Origin of the sequence: Ralstonia sp. Ralssp110 (assembly GCF_047325135.1) — a bacterium.
GTDB classification, from domain to species: Bacteria; Pseudomonadota; Gammaproteobacteria; order Burkholderiales; family Burkholderiaceae; genus Ralstonia; species Ralstonia mojiangensis.
In genome coordinates this window covers 1,541,900-1,558,531 of record NZ_CP168609.1, presented here as the reverse complement: position 1 = coordinate 1,558,531, position 16,632 = coordinate 1,541,900, and the positions used below count along the sequence as shown (strand labels likewise).

Annotated in this window: 11 protein-coding genes; 7 read left to right on the top strand and 4 right to left on the bottom strand. The window is 65.0% G+C overall.

Annotated elements, in window-relative coordinates:
• The first annotated feature begins 29 nt into the window (after positions 1-29).
• From ACEN9T_RS07570 to ACEN9T_RS07545, 6 genes are all read left to right on the top strand, one after another.
• Complete coding sequence (locus tag ACEN9T_RS07570; protein WP_027679411.1) at positions 30-953, top strand: amidohydrolase family protein; 924 nt, start codon at positions 30-32, stop codon at positions 951-953.
• A 64-nt stretch (positions 954-1,017) separates the two neighbouring features.
• Entirely contained in the window at positions 1,018-2,409 is a 1,392-nt protein-coding gene (locus tag ACEN9T_RS07565) for a UbiD family decarboxylase (RefSeq protein ID WP_413705978.1), read from the top strand.
• Entirely contained in the window at positions 2,406-3,047 is a 642-nt protein-coding gene (locus ACEN9T_RS07560; protein ID WP_413705977.1) for a UbiX family flavin prenyltransferase, read from the top strand. Before ACEN9T_RS07565 ends, ACEN9T_RS07560 begins: the two co-directional genes overlap by 4 nt.
• Entirely contained in the window at positions 3,044-4,162 is a 1,119-nt protein-coding gene (locus ACEN9T_RS07555; protein ID WP_413705976.1) for a CobW family GTP-binding protein, read from the top strand. Before ACEN9T_RS07560 ends, ACEN9T_RS07555 begins: the two co-directional genes overlap by 4 nt.
• An 80-nt stretch (positions 4,163-4,242) precedes the next feature.
• A complete protein-coding gene (locus ACEN9T_RS07550; RefSeq protein WP_413705975.1) occupies positions 4,243-5,586 on the top strand; it encodes a nucleobase:cation symporter-2 family protein in 1,344 nt (447 codons plus the stop codon).
• 19 nt (positions 5,587-5,605) lie between these two features.
• Positions 5,606-6,994 (top strand): amidohydrolase family protein, encoded by a 1,389-nt coding sequence (locus tag ACEN9T_RS07545; protein ID WP_413705974.1) that lies wholly within the window; start codon positions 5,606-5,608, stop codon positions 6,992-6,994.
• A gap of 4 nt (positions 6,995-6,998) precedes the next feature.
• On the opposite strand, the gene ACEN9T_RS07540 is transcribed toward ACEN9T_RS07545, so the two are convergent.
• The 4 genes from ACEN9T_RS07540 to cphA (ACEN9T_RS07525) form a co-directional block, all read right to left on the bottom strand.
• The gene (locus ACEN9T_RS07540) at positions 6,999-7,511 is read right to left on the bottom strand and encodes an N-acetyltransferase family protein (RefSeq protein WP_413705973.1); all 513 of its coding nucleotides are present in this window, start codon (positions 7,509-7,511) and stop codon (positions 6,999-7,001) included.
• Entirely contained in the window at positions 7,508-8,089 is a 582-nt protein-coding gene (locus ACEN9T_RS07535) for a flavin reductase family protein (RefSeq protein ID WP_413705972.1), read from the bottom strand. The genes ACEN9T_RS07540 and ACEN9T_RS07535 overlap by 4 nt, the downstream gene beginning before the upstream one ends.
• Before the next feature lie 645 nt (positions 8,090-8,734).
• Complete coding sequence (gene cphA, locus ACEN9T_RS07530; RefSeq protein ID WP_413705971.1) at positions 8,735-11,302, bottom strand: cyanophycin synthetase; 2,568 nt, start codon at positions 11,300-11,302, stop codon at positions 8,735-8,737.
• A 53-nt stretch (positions 11,303-11,355) separates the two neighbouring features.
• Positions 11,356-14,028 carry a cyanophycin synthetase gene (cphA, locus tag ACEN9T_RS07525; RefSeq protein ID WP_413705970.1) on the bottom strand — a complete coding sequence of 891 codons (2,673 nt, stop codon included), beginning with the start codon at positions 14,026-14,028 and terminating at the stop codon, positions 11,356-11,358.
• Positions 14,029-14,317: 289 nt separating this feature from the next.
• Here cphA (ACEN9T_RS07525) and ACEN9T_RS07520 point away from each other — a divergent pair, with 289 nt between their 5' ends.
• Entirely contained in the window at positions 14,318-16,624 is a 2,307-nt protein-coding gene (locus tag ACEN9T_RS07520; RefSeq protein ID WP_092975041.1) for an ABC transporter ATP-binding protein, read from the top strand.
• Positions 16,625-16,632 lie beyond the last annotated feature (8 nt).

The window sequence follows — 16,632 nt, the reverse complement described above, 5'->3', positions numbered from 1 at the left end:
GCCACCGCAGACCGCACGGAGCGCAACACATGATTATCGATACCCATCTGCACCCGACCAACCTCGTCGACGAGGCCTGGCGCCACACCGGCACGCCGTTCAACGGCGAACGCATGATCCAGCTGATGGACGGCCCGTACATGATCAACGGCAAGCCCCGCCGCATCGACATGGGCTTCATCCAGCCGCCGCCGGGCAACACCGGCTACCGCGATGGCAACCGCCGTGGCCGTGAAGGCATCCGCGACTACATGGCGTACATCGCCGAACTAACGCAGAAGTACCCCGACCGCTTCATCGGCAACTTCACGTACAACCCGCGCTGGGGCCCGGAGAACGGCGCGGCGGAGCTGGAATTCCACATCAAGGAATACGGCTTCAAGATGGTCAAGCTGCACGCCAACATGCACGGCTACCGCCCCGACCGCGCGCTCGACTGGCTGCGCCCGGCCATGAAGGTCTGCGCCAAGTACAACATCGTGGTGCTGATCCACACCGGCGACGGCCCGTACACGATCCCGACGATGTTCTACCCGATCATCCGCGAGTTCCCGATGGTGAACTTCATCATCGGCCACTTCGGTATCCAGACCGGCGGCAACTACTCGTTCGAAGCGTTCTGGATGGCGATGGACACGCCCAACGTGTACTGCGAATCGGGCTGGTGCTTCCAGTCGCGCATCGTCGAATTTGCGAAGCAGTTGCCGCGCGACAAGATCGTCTTCGGGACCGATTCGCCGCCCAACGAGCCCGGCATGTGGCTGCGCGAGCTGGAGGTGCTGTGCTCGGCGCCGCCGCAGGGGCTGGGCATCGATGAGGACCACCTCGAAGACTATCTGGGCAACAACATTGCGCGACTGGTCGGCATCGAGCCCACCAAGCCGCCCAAGGACCTGGCCGAGGCGGAACTGCGCCTGAAGTCGACCTACGTCCAGACAGCAGAAGCGGCCTGAGCGCCGATCCCGCGGGCGCCGCGCCTCTGTGGCATGCGGCGCCCGCCTTTAGCGAGGTGTGCCAATGAGCATGACCCGTCTTGGCGAAGACCAGGATTTCCACGTCTTCGCCAATCTCTATCGCGAGCTGTACCCCGACGACGTGCTGACCCTGCGCAAAGGCGTGAGCGCCGACCAGGATGTCACGGCCGTCATCGACCGGCTTGCCGCATGCAGCCGCAATCCGATGCTGATCTGCGAGCAGGTCAGCGGGCTGCAGGTGCCCCTGGTCACCAATGTCTTCGCCTCGCGCGCACGGCTGGCACGGCTGTTCGACGTGCCGCCCACCCAATTGCACGACGCGTTCCAGGCACGCGCCAATGCGCCCATCGCACCGCGTGTCGTCTCGCACGGCCCCATCACCGAAGAGGTGATCGAAGGCGACGCGGTCGACGTTGCGCTGCTGCCGATGATCAAGCACTTCGAGAGCGACCGCGCGCCCTACATCACCAACGCCATCATCGTGGCCGAGGACCCGGTGACGGGCGTGTCCAACATGAGCTATCACCGTTCGATGCGCCACGCACGCAACGCACTGGCGACGAGCCTGCACTCGCGCGGCCACCTGTGGCGCATGCTGCAGACCGCGCGCGAACGCGGCGACGTGCTGCGCGTGGCGATGGTGGTGGGCGCGCATCCGCTGTTCATGCTGGCCGCCGCCGCCCGCCTGCCCTTTGGCGCCGACGAACGCGCCGTGGCGGGTGGCCTGCTCGGCGCGCCGCTCGATATTGTCCGCACGCCGCGCTACGGCATCGGCGTGCCGGCGGCAGCGGAGTTCGTGCTCGAAGGCACCATCGACCCCGCCGCCTATGCCGAGGAAGGCCCGTTCGGTGAATTCACCGGCTATTCGTCCGACCGCTCCACCAACAATGTGCTGCGCATCGATGCCCTGATGCGCCGGCGCGATGCTTGGCTGGTCGACGTGGTGGGCGGCCCGTACGCCGAGCATCTGACGCTGGCCCGCCTGCCGCGCGAGGCCGAGATGAGCGAGAAGCTCAAGGCGCGCTTCCCATCGGTGACGGCGCTGCACTATCCGAACTCGGGCACGCACTTCCATTGCTACGTGGCGCTCAACCCGACGCGCGACGGTGAAGCGCGTCAGGTCATGCTCGCACTGCTCGGCTGGGACCCATACCTCAAGACTGTGATTGCAGTGGATTCGGATATCGACCTGCAGCAGGACGAACAGGTGCTGTGGGCCATGGCGACCCACTTCCAGCCGCACCAGGATGTCTTCATGGTCGACGGCCTGCCCGGCAGCCCGCTCGATCCCTCTTCTTCAGTGCACGGCACGACTTCGCGCATGGGCATCGATGCCACGCGCGGTGCCGGCTTCGAGGGCATCCGCGCGCGCATCGATCCGCAGGCCGTGGCGCGGGCGACCGATATCCTGCGCCAGGCAGGCGTGCAGTCATGAGTGGGCGCCATCTCCGCCCGCCCGCGCCACCACGCATGGTGGTCGGTATCAGCGGCGCGTCGGGCTTCATCTACGGCGTGCGGCTGCTCGAACTGCTGCGCGCGCTCGATGTGGAAACACACCTGGTCGTCACGCGCTCCGCAGTGTTGACGATGACGCACGAAACGCCGTTCAAGCTCGCCGACGTGATGGCCCGCGCCACGCATACGCACCGCGCCGACGACATGGCCGCCGGCATTTCAAGCGGATCGTTCCGGGCGTTGGGCATGATCGTCGCCCCCTGTTCGATGAAGACGCTCGCGGAGATCGCCACCGGCGTCTCGTCGACGCTGCTCACCCGCGCAGCGGACGTCACGCTCAAGGAGCGCCGGCCGCTCGTTCTGATGGCGCGCGAGACGCCATTCACGCTCGCACACCTGCGCAACATGCAGGCCGTCACGGAGATGGGCGCCATCGTCGCGCCGCCCGTACCGGCCTTCTACGCGCGCCCCAATACGTTGGACGACATGATCGACCACACCCTCGGCCGCGTGCTCGACCTGTTCGGGCTCGATGCCGGCACCGCCCTGCGCTGGGGCGAAGAAGCCTTACCTGCCTTAGTCCGTACCCCACCCACGCTCGACAAGGAGACAACATGAAACCCCAAGCCACGGCCCACGCCACGCTTCCCGGCCCGAACACCAAGATTCCGGTCACCATCCTCACCGGCTTTCTTGGCGCCGGCAAAACCACGCTGCTGAACTTCATCCTGCGCGAAAACCACGGCCGCAAGATCGCCGTGATCGAAAACGAGTTCGGTGAAGTCGGCATTGACGGCGGCCTCGTCATGGCCTCGGAAAACGAAGAGATCTACGAGATGGTCAACGGCTGCGTGTGCTGCACGGCCGAGGTGCGCGAAGACCTCGTGCGCATCGTGCGCCAGCTCGTCGCACGGCCCGAACGGCTCGACCACATCCTGGTGGAAACCAGCGGCCTGGCCGATCCGTATCCGGTGGCGCAGTCGTTCTTCATCGACGATCCGATTGCCGAACATGTCGAGCTTGACGCCATCGTCACCATGGTCGACGCCAAGCACATCGCCGCGCATCTGGGCGACCTGCACCTGGACGGCGTCGACAACCAGGCCGTCGACCAGATCGTCTGCGCAGACCGCATCGTCATCAACAAGGTTGACCTTGTGGGCCGCGACGATATCGACGCGCTGCGCGGGCGCATCCGCGGCTTGAACGCCACGGCCGACATCGTCACCTCCAGCTATGCCGAGGTCGATCTGAACAAGATCATCGGTGTCGGCGCGTTCGAGGCCACGCAGAAGCTGCTGGAGATCGGTGCAGACGCGGGGCACGGCGAGCATGCCGCGCACGACCATGAACATGACCACGAACATGAACATGTTCACGCCAACGCTCACGAGCATGACCATGAGCACGAACATGAGCACGAGCACCAGCACGATCCGAGCGTCTCGTCCGTGGGTTTTGACGTACCGGCCGACGTGGATCTCGTGCGCTTCCACACGTGGATCGACACCCTGCGCACCGAGCAGGCGGAAACGCTGTTCCGCATGAAGGGCATCCTGGCGGTGAAGGGCCAGGCGCAGCGCTACGTGCTGCAGGGCGTGCACAGCCTCATCGACTTTCGCGCAACGCAGCCGTGGGGCAGCGAAGCGCGCAGCAGCAAGATCGTCTTCATCGGCCGCGACCTCGATCGTGCGGCCCTGCAGGACGGTTTCAACGCGTGTCTGGCGGCGTGAGCATGCCATGACATGACATCCCCCCTGACCCGAGGGCGGCTCCTGGCACGCCCCGGGCATGACAACGATAGGAGACAACCATGACAACAGCCGTACACCCGGTCGACCAGATTCTGTCGACCCGACAGATGTTGACGTTGGGCTTGCAGCATATGGCGGTGTCGTACATCGGCGCCATTGCGGTGCCGATGATCATTGCATCAGCACTGAAGATGTCGCAGGCGGACACCATTGTCCTCATCAGCACCACGTTGTTCTGCTCGGGCATTGCCACGCTGTTGCAGACCATCGGGTTCTGGAAGTTCGGGGTGCGGTTGCCGATCCTGCAGGGGGTGGCATTCAGCAGCGTGGGGCCGGTGATTGCCATCGGCACCAACCCTGCCGTAGGTTTCGCGGGCGTGTGCGGTGCGGTCATTGCGGCCGGGCTGTTTACGCTGCTCGCCGCACCGCTGGTGGGGCGGCTGCGGCGATTTTTTCCACCGGTGGTCACGGGCTGCATCGTGACCGTCATCGGCCTGCAGCTCTTTCCCGTCGCGTATGACTGGGTGGGCGGCGGACGCAACGCTGCCAACTTCGGTGCGCCGTCGTTCCTGCTGGTTGCCGTGGTCGTGGTTGCCACCATCCTGCTCATCAACCGCTTCGGCAGCCCGCTGCTGCGCAACCTTGCTGTGCTGGTGGGCATGATCGTCGGCACGTTGCTCGGCTGCGCCATGGGCATGGGCAACTTTCACGGCGTGGCTGAAGCGCCGTGGGTCACGGTGCCGGTGCCGTTCCACTTCGGGGTGCCCGTGTTTGCCGTGGTTCCCGCACTCACCATGATCGTGGTGATGATCGTGCAGATGGTCGAATCGATGGGACTGTTCCTGGCTATTGGCGACATTGTCGAAAAGCCCATCGAAGAAGAGGAAGCCATCAACGGCCTGCGCGCCAACGGCCTGGCCAGCGCCATTGCCGGCATGTTCGCGGCCTTCCCGTTCATTGCGTTCATGGAGAACGTCGGGCTGGTGGTGCTGACCGGTGTGCGCAGCCGCTGGGTGGTGGCTGTGAGCGGCGTGCTGATGTGTCTCGTAGCGCTCGTGCCCAAGGCCGGCGCCGTGATTGCGGCCACGCCATCGGCCGCATTGGGCGGCGCCGGCATTGCCATGTTCGGCGTGGTGGCCGCTGCGGGCATCCAGACCCTGGCGCGCGTCGACTATGAACACAACCGCTACAACGTCCTGATCGTGGGCTTCACGATTGCCGCCGCGCTGGTGCCGGTGCTGGCGCCCACGCTGTTCAAGGCCCTGCCCGACTGGACGCAACCGTTCCTGCACAGCGGCGTGGTCATCGCCTGCCTGGTCTCCGTAGCGTTGAACCTGCTGCTCAACGGCACCGAAGAAGCGCACGTGCCCGCGTCTGTGGTGCGTACGGCCGGCCGCGCCTGATTTTCCAATGGACATTTCCATGCACAACACGCCTCAAGACATCCTCATCCGCCGCCCCATGGCCGTCATGACCGGCCTGCGCGGTGACGCCGCACGCGCCGGTGCGGTCGATATCCGCATCGCCGGGGGCCGCATCGCCGAGATGGGCGCAGACCTCACGCCCCGCCCCGGCGAGCGCGTCATCGACGCCAGCGACTGCATCGTCTACCCGGGCTGGATCAACACGCACCATCACCTGTTCCAGAACCTGCTCAAGGCCGTGCCGGAAGGCATGAACCAGGACCTGCAAGGGTGGCTCGCCAGCGTGCCTTATCCGCGCCTGCCGCTGTTCACGCCCGAGCTGATGCGCACGGCTGCGCGCCTGGGCATGGCGGAGCTGCTGCTGTCGGGCGCCACCACCTGCGCCGACCACCACTACCTCTATCACGCAGGCGGCGGCACCGAATCGGGCGACATGCTGTTCGATGTGGCAGATGAATTCGGCATGCGCTTCGTGCTGTGCCGCGGCGGCGCCATCGAATCGGCCAGCAGCCACCCGGGCCTCTCGAAGACGGCGCTGCGGCCTGAAACGCTCGACCAGATGCTGGCCGACATCGAGCGGCTCAAACACCGCTATCACGACGACGCACCGGATGCGATGCGCCGCGTGGTGGTAGCACCGACCACACCCACGTTCTCGTTGCCGCCGGCATTGCTGGTGGAGCTGGCACATGCGGCGCGCGGCATGCACCTGCGCATGCATACGCACCTGTCAGAGACCGACAACTACGTGCGCTTTTGCCGCGAGAAATACAACTGCCTGCCGGTGGAGTTCGTGGCCGAGCACGAGTGGCTGGGCCCGGACGTCTGGTTTGCGCACCTCGTGCACTTGCAGCCGTCAGAGATCCGCATGCTCGCCCAGACGGGCAGCGGCATCGCGCACTGCCCCGTCAGCAACAGCCGGCTGGGCAGCGGCATCGCGCCGGTACCGCAACTGGCCGCGGCCGGCGTGCCGGTGTCATTGGGCGTGGATGGCGTAGCGTCCAACGAATCGGGCAGCATGACCGGCGAGGTCAACACCGCCTGGCTGATCCACCGTGCCGCGCAAGGCGCCAGTGCCACCACTGCTGAAGATGTCATTCACTGGGCCACCGCAGGCGGCGCACGCGTGCTCGGCTTGAGTGAAGTCGGCACGCTGCAGGTCGGGCAAGCAGCCGATCTGGTGCTCTACGACATCAACCACCCGCGCTTCTACGGCTTCCACGACCCGGCGCTCGCGCCCGTGGTGGCCGGCGAGCCCATTGCCGTGCGCACCAGCATCATCGACGGCCGTGTCGTGGTGGACGAAGGCGTGGTGTGCGGGCTGGATGTGGCAAGCATCCGTGCTGAAGCTAGCCAGGGTGTGGCTGACCTGATGGCATGCGCCTGACGGTTCAGACGTCGAGCCGCAGCGCCATGTGTTCTTCGTCGTAGAAGCGATTACTGACACGCATGGCGCGGCGCTCGATGCCGAAGGTCTCGAAACCCGCGTTGCGATACAGCGCTTGCGCACGCGGGTTTTCAGCGTTCACGCAGAGATGGATTTGCAGCACCCGTGCAGCACGCGCATGCGCAATGGCGGCATTCAGCAGACGGCCGGCAATACCGGCCCGCCGATGTGCGGGGTCAACAAATACGCCCCACAGCACGGCTTTGTGCGCGACTTGCGCAAGCGCTTCACGCCGCAACCCGGCAATGCCAATCAGTTCAGCCTCTGCAAACGCCCCAAACACGATCTGATGGTCAGTCGTACGGATGCGGTTGCGGGTTTCTTCCAGCGTGCGCCCCGACTCTTCATCGTGCGTCGGCCAGATGGCAGTGGGCGCGTCTTGAATGGCCTTCAGGCGGAGCACCTTGAAGGGTTCGGCATCGTCGTCGGTCAACGGGCGGATGGCGATGTCGCTCATGGCTGTTTGGCCTCCACGGTGAACGCATCGCCGGTCTCAAAGAATGCACCGCCTGCGAGGTAGTGCACGGTCTTGCTGCTCGCATCGGTAAAGTGCCAGCGGCCGTTGCTGAACAGCGCAGGGTCCGCCCAGGCGGCTGTCACTTCTGCGATGAACAGGTCATAGCGCTTCTCATTGTGCGGCTCGGGAATGACGCGGCATTCCAGCCACCCTGCGCAGCCAGCCAACAGCGGCACATCGATCGTGCGGGCGGGTATGGTGGCAAGGCCGAGCGCATCGAACTTGTCGCCGTCGCGGCCCGACAGCGTGCCCACCGCGAGCGTGGTCTCGGCGATGGCGCGGGTGGGGATGTTGAGCGCAAACACGCCCGAGGCTTCGATCAGCTCGCGTGTGAGCGTGCGGCTGTCGACCACCACGAGCACCTTGGGCGGGTCGAAGTCGAGTGGCATCGCCCAAGCCGCTGCCATGACGTTACGCACGCCGTTGTGGGCGCTGGTGACCAGCGTGGTCGGGCCGTGGTTCAGGAGGCGGTAGGACTTTGCGAGTTCTACTGGGGCGAGTGTGATGGGGTTGGGCATGATGGCGCAGGGACTCAGGGGGAGACGTCATCATAGGGCAATGGTGTTGGAGGGGGTGGGCGGGGGTTTCTGCCTTGTTCTTTTGTTGTTGGTGCATCCCTTGTTTCATCCCCTGCCGGGGCTGACTCACTTTCTTTGGTCTTGCCCAAAGAAAGTAAGCAAAGAAATGCGCGCCCGAGATGGCGACTTCCCCTTGAATTTATGTCGCAGGGAGGGAGGGGAGGCAAACTCGCTGCGCTCAGACAGCCTCCCCTCTTTTTCCTCCCTGCAACAGAAATTCAAGGCGCCATCTAGGGCAGGAAAGTCAAAGGACAAAAGCCGAACCATCTGGGCACAAGCCCAAACGACAAAGGCCAACCGCGCGATGGGTTGGCCTTTCTCTTTTGACGTTGAGCCCTTGATGGCGCCTTGAATTTTCGTAAGCGGGCGGAAAAAAGGTGGGGAACTGTCTGAGCGAAGCGAGTTTTCCCCACCTCCGCCCGGTTACGCAAATTCAAGGAGTCTTTCGCCATCTCGGGCGCGCCTTTCTTTTGCCTACTTTTCTTTGGCAAGACAAAGAAAAGTAGGTCGTGCCCGGCAGGGTACGAAACAGGGATGCACCACAAAAACAAAACCCGGCGAACCCCCATCAAAGGGGGCCAAAACTCATTCCGCAACGCGCCGCGCAATATGCCCCAACGCCTCCTCCACCTGATCAATCAAAATCAGGCAGAGATCACCCGGCTGCAACCGCCCCAGCGCCGTATCAATCGCGAGGAATTCACCACGGATTTCATCAACACGGCTCGTGCGCGACGCACCCTGCAGCCCTTCTCGCAGCAGCGCGAGCACTTCACCATCGGCACGGCCGCGCTGGCACTGGTCTTCGTAAAGCACGACGTCGTCAAACACGCCACCCAGAATCTGCGTCTGGCGGCGGATATCCTCGTCGCGCCGATCGCCCGCCCCGCTGATCACCACCGAGCGGCGCTGGGCCGGCATGGTGGCCACGGCGTTGCATAGCGCCTGGATGGCGTCGGGATTGTGGCCGTAGTCGGCGATGAGCGTGGCGCCCTTGTAGTCGAATACGTTGAAGCGGCCGGGCGCGGTGGCGGCGTCGTTCACAAAGGTGGCGAGGCCGCGGCGGATGATCGTCCAGTCGATGCCAAGTGCCCATGCAGCGGCAATCGACGACATCGCGTTTTCAACCTGGAAGCCAATCGTGCCGTTGCGCGTGAGCGGAATATCAGCCAGTGCGATGCGCGTTTCGTTCCCACCTTCGGTAGCCACAATCTCGGCGCCATCGACAAACACCACGCGCTTGCCCTGCGCGCGGTGCAGGGCCATGGTCGGAAGGCTGGCGTCGTGCGCGAAGAACGTGACCGATCCAGGGCAGCCGTCGGCCATGCGCGCGACCATCGGGTCGGCGGCGTTGAGCACCGCCATGCCGCGCGGCGCCACGTTCTGCACGATCACGCTCTTGAGCACAGCCAGGTCTTCCACCGTGCTGATGTAGTTGAGGCCCAGATGGTCGCCTTCGCCCACGTTTGTCACTACCGCCACGTCGCAGCGGTCGAACGCGAGACCTTCGCGCAGCAGGCCACCGCGCGCGGTTTCGAAGACAGCGGCGTCTACGTCCGGATGCAGCAGCACGTTGCGCGCGCTGCGCGGGCCGCTGCAATCACCGGTGTCGATGCGCTGACCCTGGATGTATACGCCGTCGGTTCCCGTCATGCCCATGCGCAGGCCGCTGGTGGCAAGCAGATGCGTGATCAGGCGCACCGTCGTCGTCTTGCCGTTGGTGCCGGATACCGCCACCACGGGAATGCGGCCGTCGTCGCCATCGGCAAACATCGTCGAGACGATGGCCTCGCCCACCGCGCGGCCCTTGCCGTACGAGGGCTGCAAATGCATGCGCAAACCCGGCGCGGCGTTGACTTCCACGATGCCGCCGGCCTGGTCCTCGAACGGCTTGAGCATCGTTTCGCACACGGCGTCCACGCCGCAGATGTCGAGGCCGACCATCTGCGCTGCCGCCACGGCACGCGCCGCGATGGCGGGGTGCACGTCGTCGGTCACGTCGGTGGCTGTGCCGCCCGTGGAGAGATTCGCGTTATTGCGCAACACCACGCGCGTGCCCTTGGGCGGCACGGCGTCGGCGCTCAGGCCCTGTTTGGCGAGCGTGGCCAGCGCAATGTCGTCAAAGCGGATTTTCGTGAGCGACGTGGCATGCCCTTCGCCGCGTCGCGGGTCGCGGTTTACTTCGTCGACCAGCTCACGCACGGTGTGCTTGCCGTCGCCAATGACTTGTGGCGGATCGCGGCGTGCGGCGGCCACCAAGTGCTTGCCCACCACGAGCAGGCGGAAATCGTGGCCGGGGATGTAGCGCTCGACAATCACGTCCGACGAAATGTCGGCCGCGACCTCATAGGCCGTCATCACTTCTTCGCGCGTGCGAATGCGCACGGCCACGCCCTTGCCCTGGTTGCCGTCGCGCGGCTTGACCACGACCGGGCCATGGATTTCCTGCGCGGCTTCCCACGCCTCTTCGGCGCTGCGCACCGAACGGCCCAGCGGTACCGGCACGCCGGCCGCGTGCAACAGGGTCTTCGTCAGATCCTTGTCCTGCGCAATGGATTCGGCCACGGCGCTGGTCATGTCGGTTTCGGCGGCTTGGATACGGCGCTGCTTGCTGCCCCAACCAAATTGCACCATCGAGCCCTGCGTGAGACGGCGGTACGGAATCCCGCGCGCCACGGCGGCGTAGACGATGGAGCCGGTGCTGGGGCCCAGGCGCACGTCTTCGTCCAGCTCGCGCAGGCGGTGCAGCGCGTCGTCCAGATCGAACGGCTGGTCGTCGCGTGCGGCCAGGCAAAGTTGGCCGGCCAGCTCGAATGCCAGTCGGCCCACCTCCTCTTCGCTGTATTCCACGACGACCTGATACGTGCCAGGTTCGAGCGTGGGCTCGGTGTGGCTGAACGTCACCGGGCAACCGGCGGCAGCTTGCAGGCCCAGCGCCGCGGCTTCCAGCGCGTGCGCAATCGATGGCGCATCGGCTTCGTCATCCGGGCGCAACGGGCCAATCGCCGGAAAGCGCGCGCGCAGGCGGTCTTCAAAGCCCGGCAGTTCGGCCAGCAGTTGGGATTGATCCGAGCAGGCCACGATGGCTTCGATGGCCGTATGGCGGCACCAGAGGTTTGGGCCGCGCAAGGCCCGGATACGAGAGACTTCCATGCAATCAGCTTTCCGTTGTGCTTTGGGCGTTCTGTTGGATTCAGGCCCGATCGTCAGTTCTGGGATTCGGCGCGGCCCATCCACTGGTGTACCTGCTCGACGGTGCCCTCGATGGCGCACTCGTCGCATTGCAGGACCAGCAGGTCGCCTGCCGTGAGCTGCGAGAGCGCCGCATCCACGACATCCCGGCGCTTGGCCCCTTCGACGACGACTTCAGCCACGCGACCGCCTGCCTGCAACCCTTGCTTGAGCAGCGCGCGTGCTTGGCGATCGAACTCGGCATCGGTGCGCTTGACGCTGGCGTCTTCGCATAGCAGCACGCGATCGAACGTCTGGCCGATGACGGTGCCTTGCGCAATCAGGTCTTCGTCGCGACGTTGCAACCCGGCGCCAAATACAAGCGTGCGGCGCTCGGCCGGGAAGTTGTCCAGCGCAGTGGCCAAAGCTTCCAGCGCCGAGGCGTTGTGCGCGTCATCCACCACGATGGTGGCGCCGTGGTGCTGGAACAGCGTGAAGCGGCCCGGCACATCCACCTGGCCCACATCGAAGGTGACGATGCCGGCGCGCATCAGGTCGTTGGAAATGCCCAGCGCCCAGCCGGTGGCCACGGCGGCCAGCACGTTCTCAAGCTGGAACGGGACGCGGCCGGCGTAGGTCAGCGGAATGGCCGACACATCGGCCAGTGCCAGTTCGGTCGCGCCGGTGGCGAGCACCACCTTGCCGTCACGCACGAACACGGCCCGTTTGCCTGCGGCACGATGCGCGGCAATGGCTTCCAGATCGCCCGACAACGCGAAGAAGATCACTTCGCCATCGCACAGGTCGGCCATCTCAACGAGGCGCGCATCGGCGGCATTGAGCACGCCCACGCCAGACTTCAGCACAACGTCAATCTGCGTGCGCAGAACGCTGTACATCCGGTCTTCGTCTTCGACGTAGAAGTCGCCCAGGTGATCGGGCTTGCCGAAGTTGGTGACCACGCCGACCTGGCAACGGTCATACGGCAATCCTTGCGAGAGGATCATGCCGCTGTCGCTCTCGAACACAGCGGCTTCCACCGCGCGATTCATCAGGATGCGGTGGCAGGCGTCCCACGCAGCGCGGTCGCCGTGACCGCCGCGGTTGTTGCTCGTCTCGACTTGGCGGCGGTCCAGGAACAGGCCATCGCTGCAGCCCAGGCCCGTGTGCTTGCCCGAGAGCTGCAGCAACTGCGCAACCAGCTTCGCGACGACGGTCTTGCCGTTGGTACCCGTGATGCCAACGATGGGAATGCGACCGTCGTCCTGCGCGCCGTCCTTGTCGGAAAACAGGTGATCCACAATCGCGCGGCCCACAGGGCGGGGCTCGCCCTGCGCCGGCCGAATGTGCATCAGCAGGCCCGGCCCGGCGTTGACTTCCACGATGGCGCCACGCTGCTCATCGAGCGGACGCGAGATGTCATCGGCCACCAGGTCCACGCCGGCAATGTCGAGCCCGACCACCCGCGCCGCCAGCGACGCATGCGCGGCCACGCTCGGGTGCACGCGATCGGTCACGTCAAAGGCGACGTTGCCATTGCGCTGGATCAGCACGCTGCGGCCTGCGGGCGGCACGGCGCTGCCGTCGGCATAGCCCTGGCGCTTGAGTTCGAGGAGTGCGGCGGAATCCAGGCGCACGCAGTTCAGCGGGTGTTCTTCGGTGCTGCCACGGCGCGGGTCGGAGTTGATCTGCGATTCGATCAGTTCTTCGATAGTCGAGGTGCCATCGCCGATCACCGACGCGGTTTCGCCCATCGCCGCCGCCGCCACGCGACCGCCCACGACCAGCAGGCGGTGCTCGTTACCGGAGACGAAGCGCTCGACGATCACGCCGTTGCCTTCCTCGATGGCCACGGCGTAAGCGGTTTCCACCTCTTCGCGCGTCATCAGGTTCGTGAACACGCCGCGGCCGTGGTTGCCGTCGTACGGCTTGACAACCACCGGCACGCCGATGTCCTCGGCGGCGTCCCAGGCGTCTTCGGCGCTGTCGACCATGCGGCCTTCCGGCACGGGCACGCCGCACGATTGCAGCAGGCTCTTGGTCAGGTCCTTGTCGCGTGAGATCGATTCTGCAATGGCACTGGTGCGGTCCGTCTCGGCCGTCCAGATGCGGCGCTGGCGTGCGCCGTAGCCGAGCTGCACGAGGTTGCCGTCCGACAGGCGGATGGACGGGATATTGCGATCATCGGCGGCATCGACGATGCAGGCGGTGCTGGGGCCGAGGCAGTGCTCGTCCACCAGGTCGCGCAGCGTTTCGACGGCCGCGTCCACGTCGAACGGGCGGTCTTCAATGGCCGCCATGACCAGGTCACGGGCGGCGAACAGGGCAGCGCGGGTCACGTCTTCGTGCCAAGCACGGACGATCACCTTGTACACGCCGCGCACCGGGGTCTCGCGCGCCTTGCCAAACCCGCCGGGCATGCCGGCCAGGTTCTGCAATTCCAGGGTGACGTGTTCCAGGATGTGGCCGGGCCAGGTGCCTTCCTTCAGACGCATCAGGAAGCCGCCGCGCACGCCGGGGCTGCAGCGGTGCTCGATCAGCGTTGGCAGCCATGTCGACAGGCGCTCGTAAAACCCGGGAATCGTGTTGGAAGGAAAATCCTCCAGTTCACCAATGTCGACCCATGCCTCGAGCACTGGCCGATATGTCCACATATTCGGGCCGCGCAGCGACATGACATCGAGAATCTCAATGTCCTTCTTCTTCATTGAATTTGCTTGAGGCAGGGGGCGATGTACCCGTGAAGTTGGTCCGTGGAATCGAACCGTTACCTTTCAATAACGTTACAACGGCGTCGGCGTTGACGTCTTGAGCCCGAAGTGCGTTGTGCAACGCACCAAATGCCCGGCTCGCGTGGCTATGTATACTTGCGAGCAAAATTTGCAGGCCGCAACAATTGCGACGCCGCACTCTTGCCTCGATTTATGTTCGTCCTTTTCCCGTTTTGGGCTGTTTTTTGGCCATTTGGACGCGCTTTTTGAATTCTTTGCGCCACTGATGACCCAGTCCTCCCCATCGTCCGCCCCCACCGCCGCCCGCGCTCAGGAACCCTGGAGTGTCGTGCTCGGCTCAAGCCTTGCTCCAGATGAAACCGTCCTGGCCGGGCTGCAGCTGGATTTGGACGCAAGGCTGCATTTTACCCACGGGTGGCTGGTTGTTACGAACCGCCGCCTGGTCGGCCAAGCGCCCGGCGAAAAGGATTTACAAAGCTGGGACATCGCTCCTGGCATGACGCTTGCCCATAGCGACCACGCCGGCGTCGGCACGCTGGAGCTGTCCGACGGGCAGCGCAGGCTGGCAAGCTGGCGCTACACGCTGGGCCACAACACCGACGCCCTGCGGCTGGCTGACGCCTTCGATGCCCAGCGCAACGCCCTGGCCACCGGCGCCCAGGCCGCGCAGCCCGACGCGGACATCTGCCCGACCTGCAAGGCACCCCTGCCGCCCGGTGAAGACAACTGCCCTCAATGCAGCCGCGAACTGGAGCAGCCGCCCTCGACCTGGGCGCTGCTGCGCCTGTGGCGCTTTGCCCGGCCGTATCGGTGGGAATTGCTGGCCGGCTTCGCCCTGCTGCTGATCGGCACGGCCGCCACCCTGGTGCCGCCGTACCTGACGATGCCCTTGATGGACAAGGTGCTGATCCCCTACCAGAACGGGCAACCGGTCGACTACCGCCGGGTCACGCTCTACCTGTCGGGCCTGTTTGGCGCCGCGCTGGTGGCCTGGGTGCTGGGCTGGGCGCGCACTTATCTGCTGGCGCGCGTGTCCGAGCGCATCAGCGCCGACCTGCGCACGACCACCTACGAGCACCTGCTCAAGCTGTCGCTCGAATACTTCGGCGGCAAGCGCACGGGCGATTTGATGGCGCGCATCGGTTCGGAAAGCGACCGGATCAGCGTGTTCCTGTCGTTGCACCTGCTCGATTTCGCCACCGATGTGCTGATGATCGCGATGACGGCCGTCATCCTGGTCTCGATCGACCCGTGGCTGGCGCTCGTGACGCTTGTGCCGCTGCCGTTCATCGCGTGGATGATCCACCTTGTGCGCGACCGCCTGCGCCACGGCTTCGAGAAGATCGACCGGATCTGGTCAGAAATCACCAACGTGCTGGCCGATACGATCCCGGGCATCCGCGTGGTGAAGGCCTTTGCCCAGGAAAAGCGCGAGGTGACGCGCTTTGCCGAGGCCAACAAGCACAACCTGGCGATCAACGATCGCGTCAACGCGGTGTGGTCGCTATTTACCCCGACTGTGACGCTGCTGACCGAAGTCGGGCTGCTGGTGGTGTGGATTTTCGGGATCTGGCAGGTCAGCCACGACGCCATTACCGTCGGTGTGCTGGTGGCGTTCCTGACGTATATCAGCCGCTTCTACACGCGCCTGGATTCCATGAGCCGCATCGTGTCCGTTACGCAGAAAGCGGCGGCCGGTGCCAAGCGCATCTTCGACATTCTCGACCACGTGTCGAGCGTGCCGGAACCGACAAAGCCCGTGCACATCGAGAAGGTGAACGGGGCAATTGAGTTGCGCGACCTGGGCTTCCGCTACGGCAACCGCGCGGTGATCCGCGGCCTGAACCTGTCTATCCAGCCGGGCGAGATGATCGGGCTGGTGGGGCACAGCGGCTCGGGCAAAAGCACGCTCGTGAACCTGATCTGCCGCTTCTACGATGTGTCGGAAGGCGCGATCCGCCTGGACGGCACCGACATCCGCTCGCTGCCCGTCTCGGAATTCCGCCGCAACATCGGTCTGGTGCTGCAGGAGCCGTTCCTGTTCTTCGGCACGATTGCCGACAACATTGCCTACGGCAAACCCGACGCCACGCGTGAAGAGATCATTGCCGCCGCACGTGCCGCCCACGCCCACGAGTTCATCCTGCGCCTGCCGCACGGCTACGACTCCCTGGTAGGTGAACGCGGCCAAGCCCTGTCAGGCGGCGAACGCCAGCGCATTTCGATTGCGCGGGCGCTGCTCATCAACCCGCGCATCCTGATCATGGACGAGGCCACGTCTTCCGTGGACACGACCACCGAGAAGGAAATCCAGAAAGCGCTCGACAACCTCGTGCAGGGCCGTACGACCATCGCCATCGCGCACCGGTTGTCGACGCTGCGCAAGGCGGATCGCCTGGTCGTCATGGACCGCGGCCAGATCGTCGAAGTCGGCAACCACGATGAGCTGCTTGCACGCGAAGGGGCGTACTACAAGCTCTATCAGGCGCAGGCCCGCAATGTCGATGCCGACACCGATCTGACCAGCGACGGCGAGCGCGTGGACGCCGCCGCGCCGGCTTACGCGCAGTGATCCTTTAT

Excerpts from the sequence above, each read along its gene's own strand:
- ACEN9T_RS07545 (WP_413705974.1), top strand. The coding sequence starts at position 5,606 with ATGCACAACACGCCTCAAGACATCCTCATCCGCCGCCCCATGGCCGTC.
- ACEN9T_RS07570 (WP_027679411.1), top strand. The coding sequence starts at position 30 with ATGATTATCGATACCCATCTGCACCCGACCAACCTCGTCGACGAGGCC.
- ACEN9T_RS07535 (WP_413705972.1), bottom strand. The coding sequence starts at position 8,089 with ATGCCCAACCCCATCACACTCGCCCCAGTAGAACTCGCAAAGTCCTAC.
- ACEN9T_RS07540 (WP_413705973.1), bottom strand. The coding sequence starts at position 7,511 with ATGAGCGACATCGCCATCCGCCCGTTGACCGACGACGATGCCGAACCC.
- cphA (WP_413705970.1), bottom strand. The coding sequence starts at position 14,028 with ATGAAGAAGAAGGACATTGAGATTCTCGATGTCATGTCGCTGCGCGGC.
- cphA (WP_413705971.1), bottom strand. The coding sequence starts at position 11,302 with ATGGAAGTCTCTCGTATCCGGGCCTTGCGCGGCCCAAACCTCTGGTGC.
- ACEN9T_RS07560 (WP_413705977.1), top strand. The coding sequence starts at position 2,406 with ATGAGTGGGCGCCATCTCCGCCCGCCCGCGCCACCACGCATGGTGGTC.
- ACEN9T_RS07520 (WP_092975041.1), top strand. The coding sequence starts at position 14,318 with ATGACCCAGTCCTCCCCATCGTCCGCCCCCACCGCCGCCCGCGCTCAG.
- ACEN9T_RS07550 (WP_413705975.1), top strand. The coding sequence starts at position 4,243 with ATGACAACAGCCGTACACCCGGTCGACCAGATTCTGTCGACCCGACAG.
- ACEN9T_RS07555 (WP_413705976.1), top strand. The coding sequence starts at position 3,044 with ATGAAACCCCAAGCCACGGCCCACGCCACGCTTCCCGGCCCGAACACC.
- ACEN9T_RS07565 (WP_413705978.1), top strand. The coding sequence starts at position 1,018 with ATGAGCATGACCCGTCTTGGCGAAGACCAGGATTTCCACGTCTTCGCC.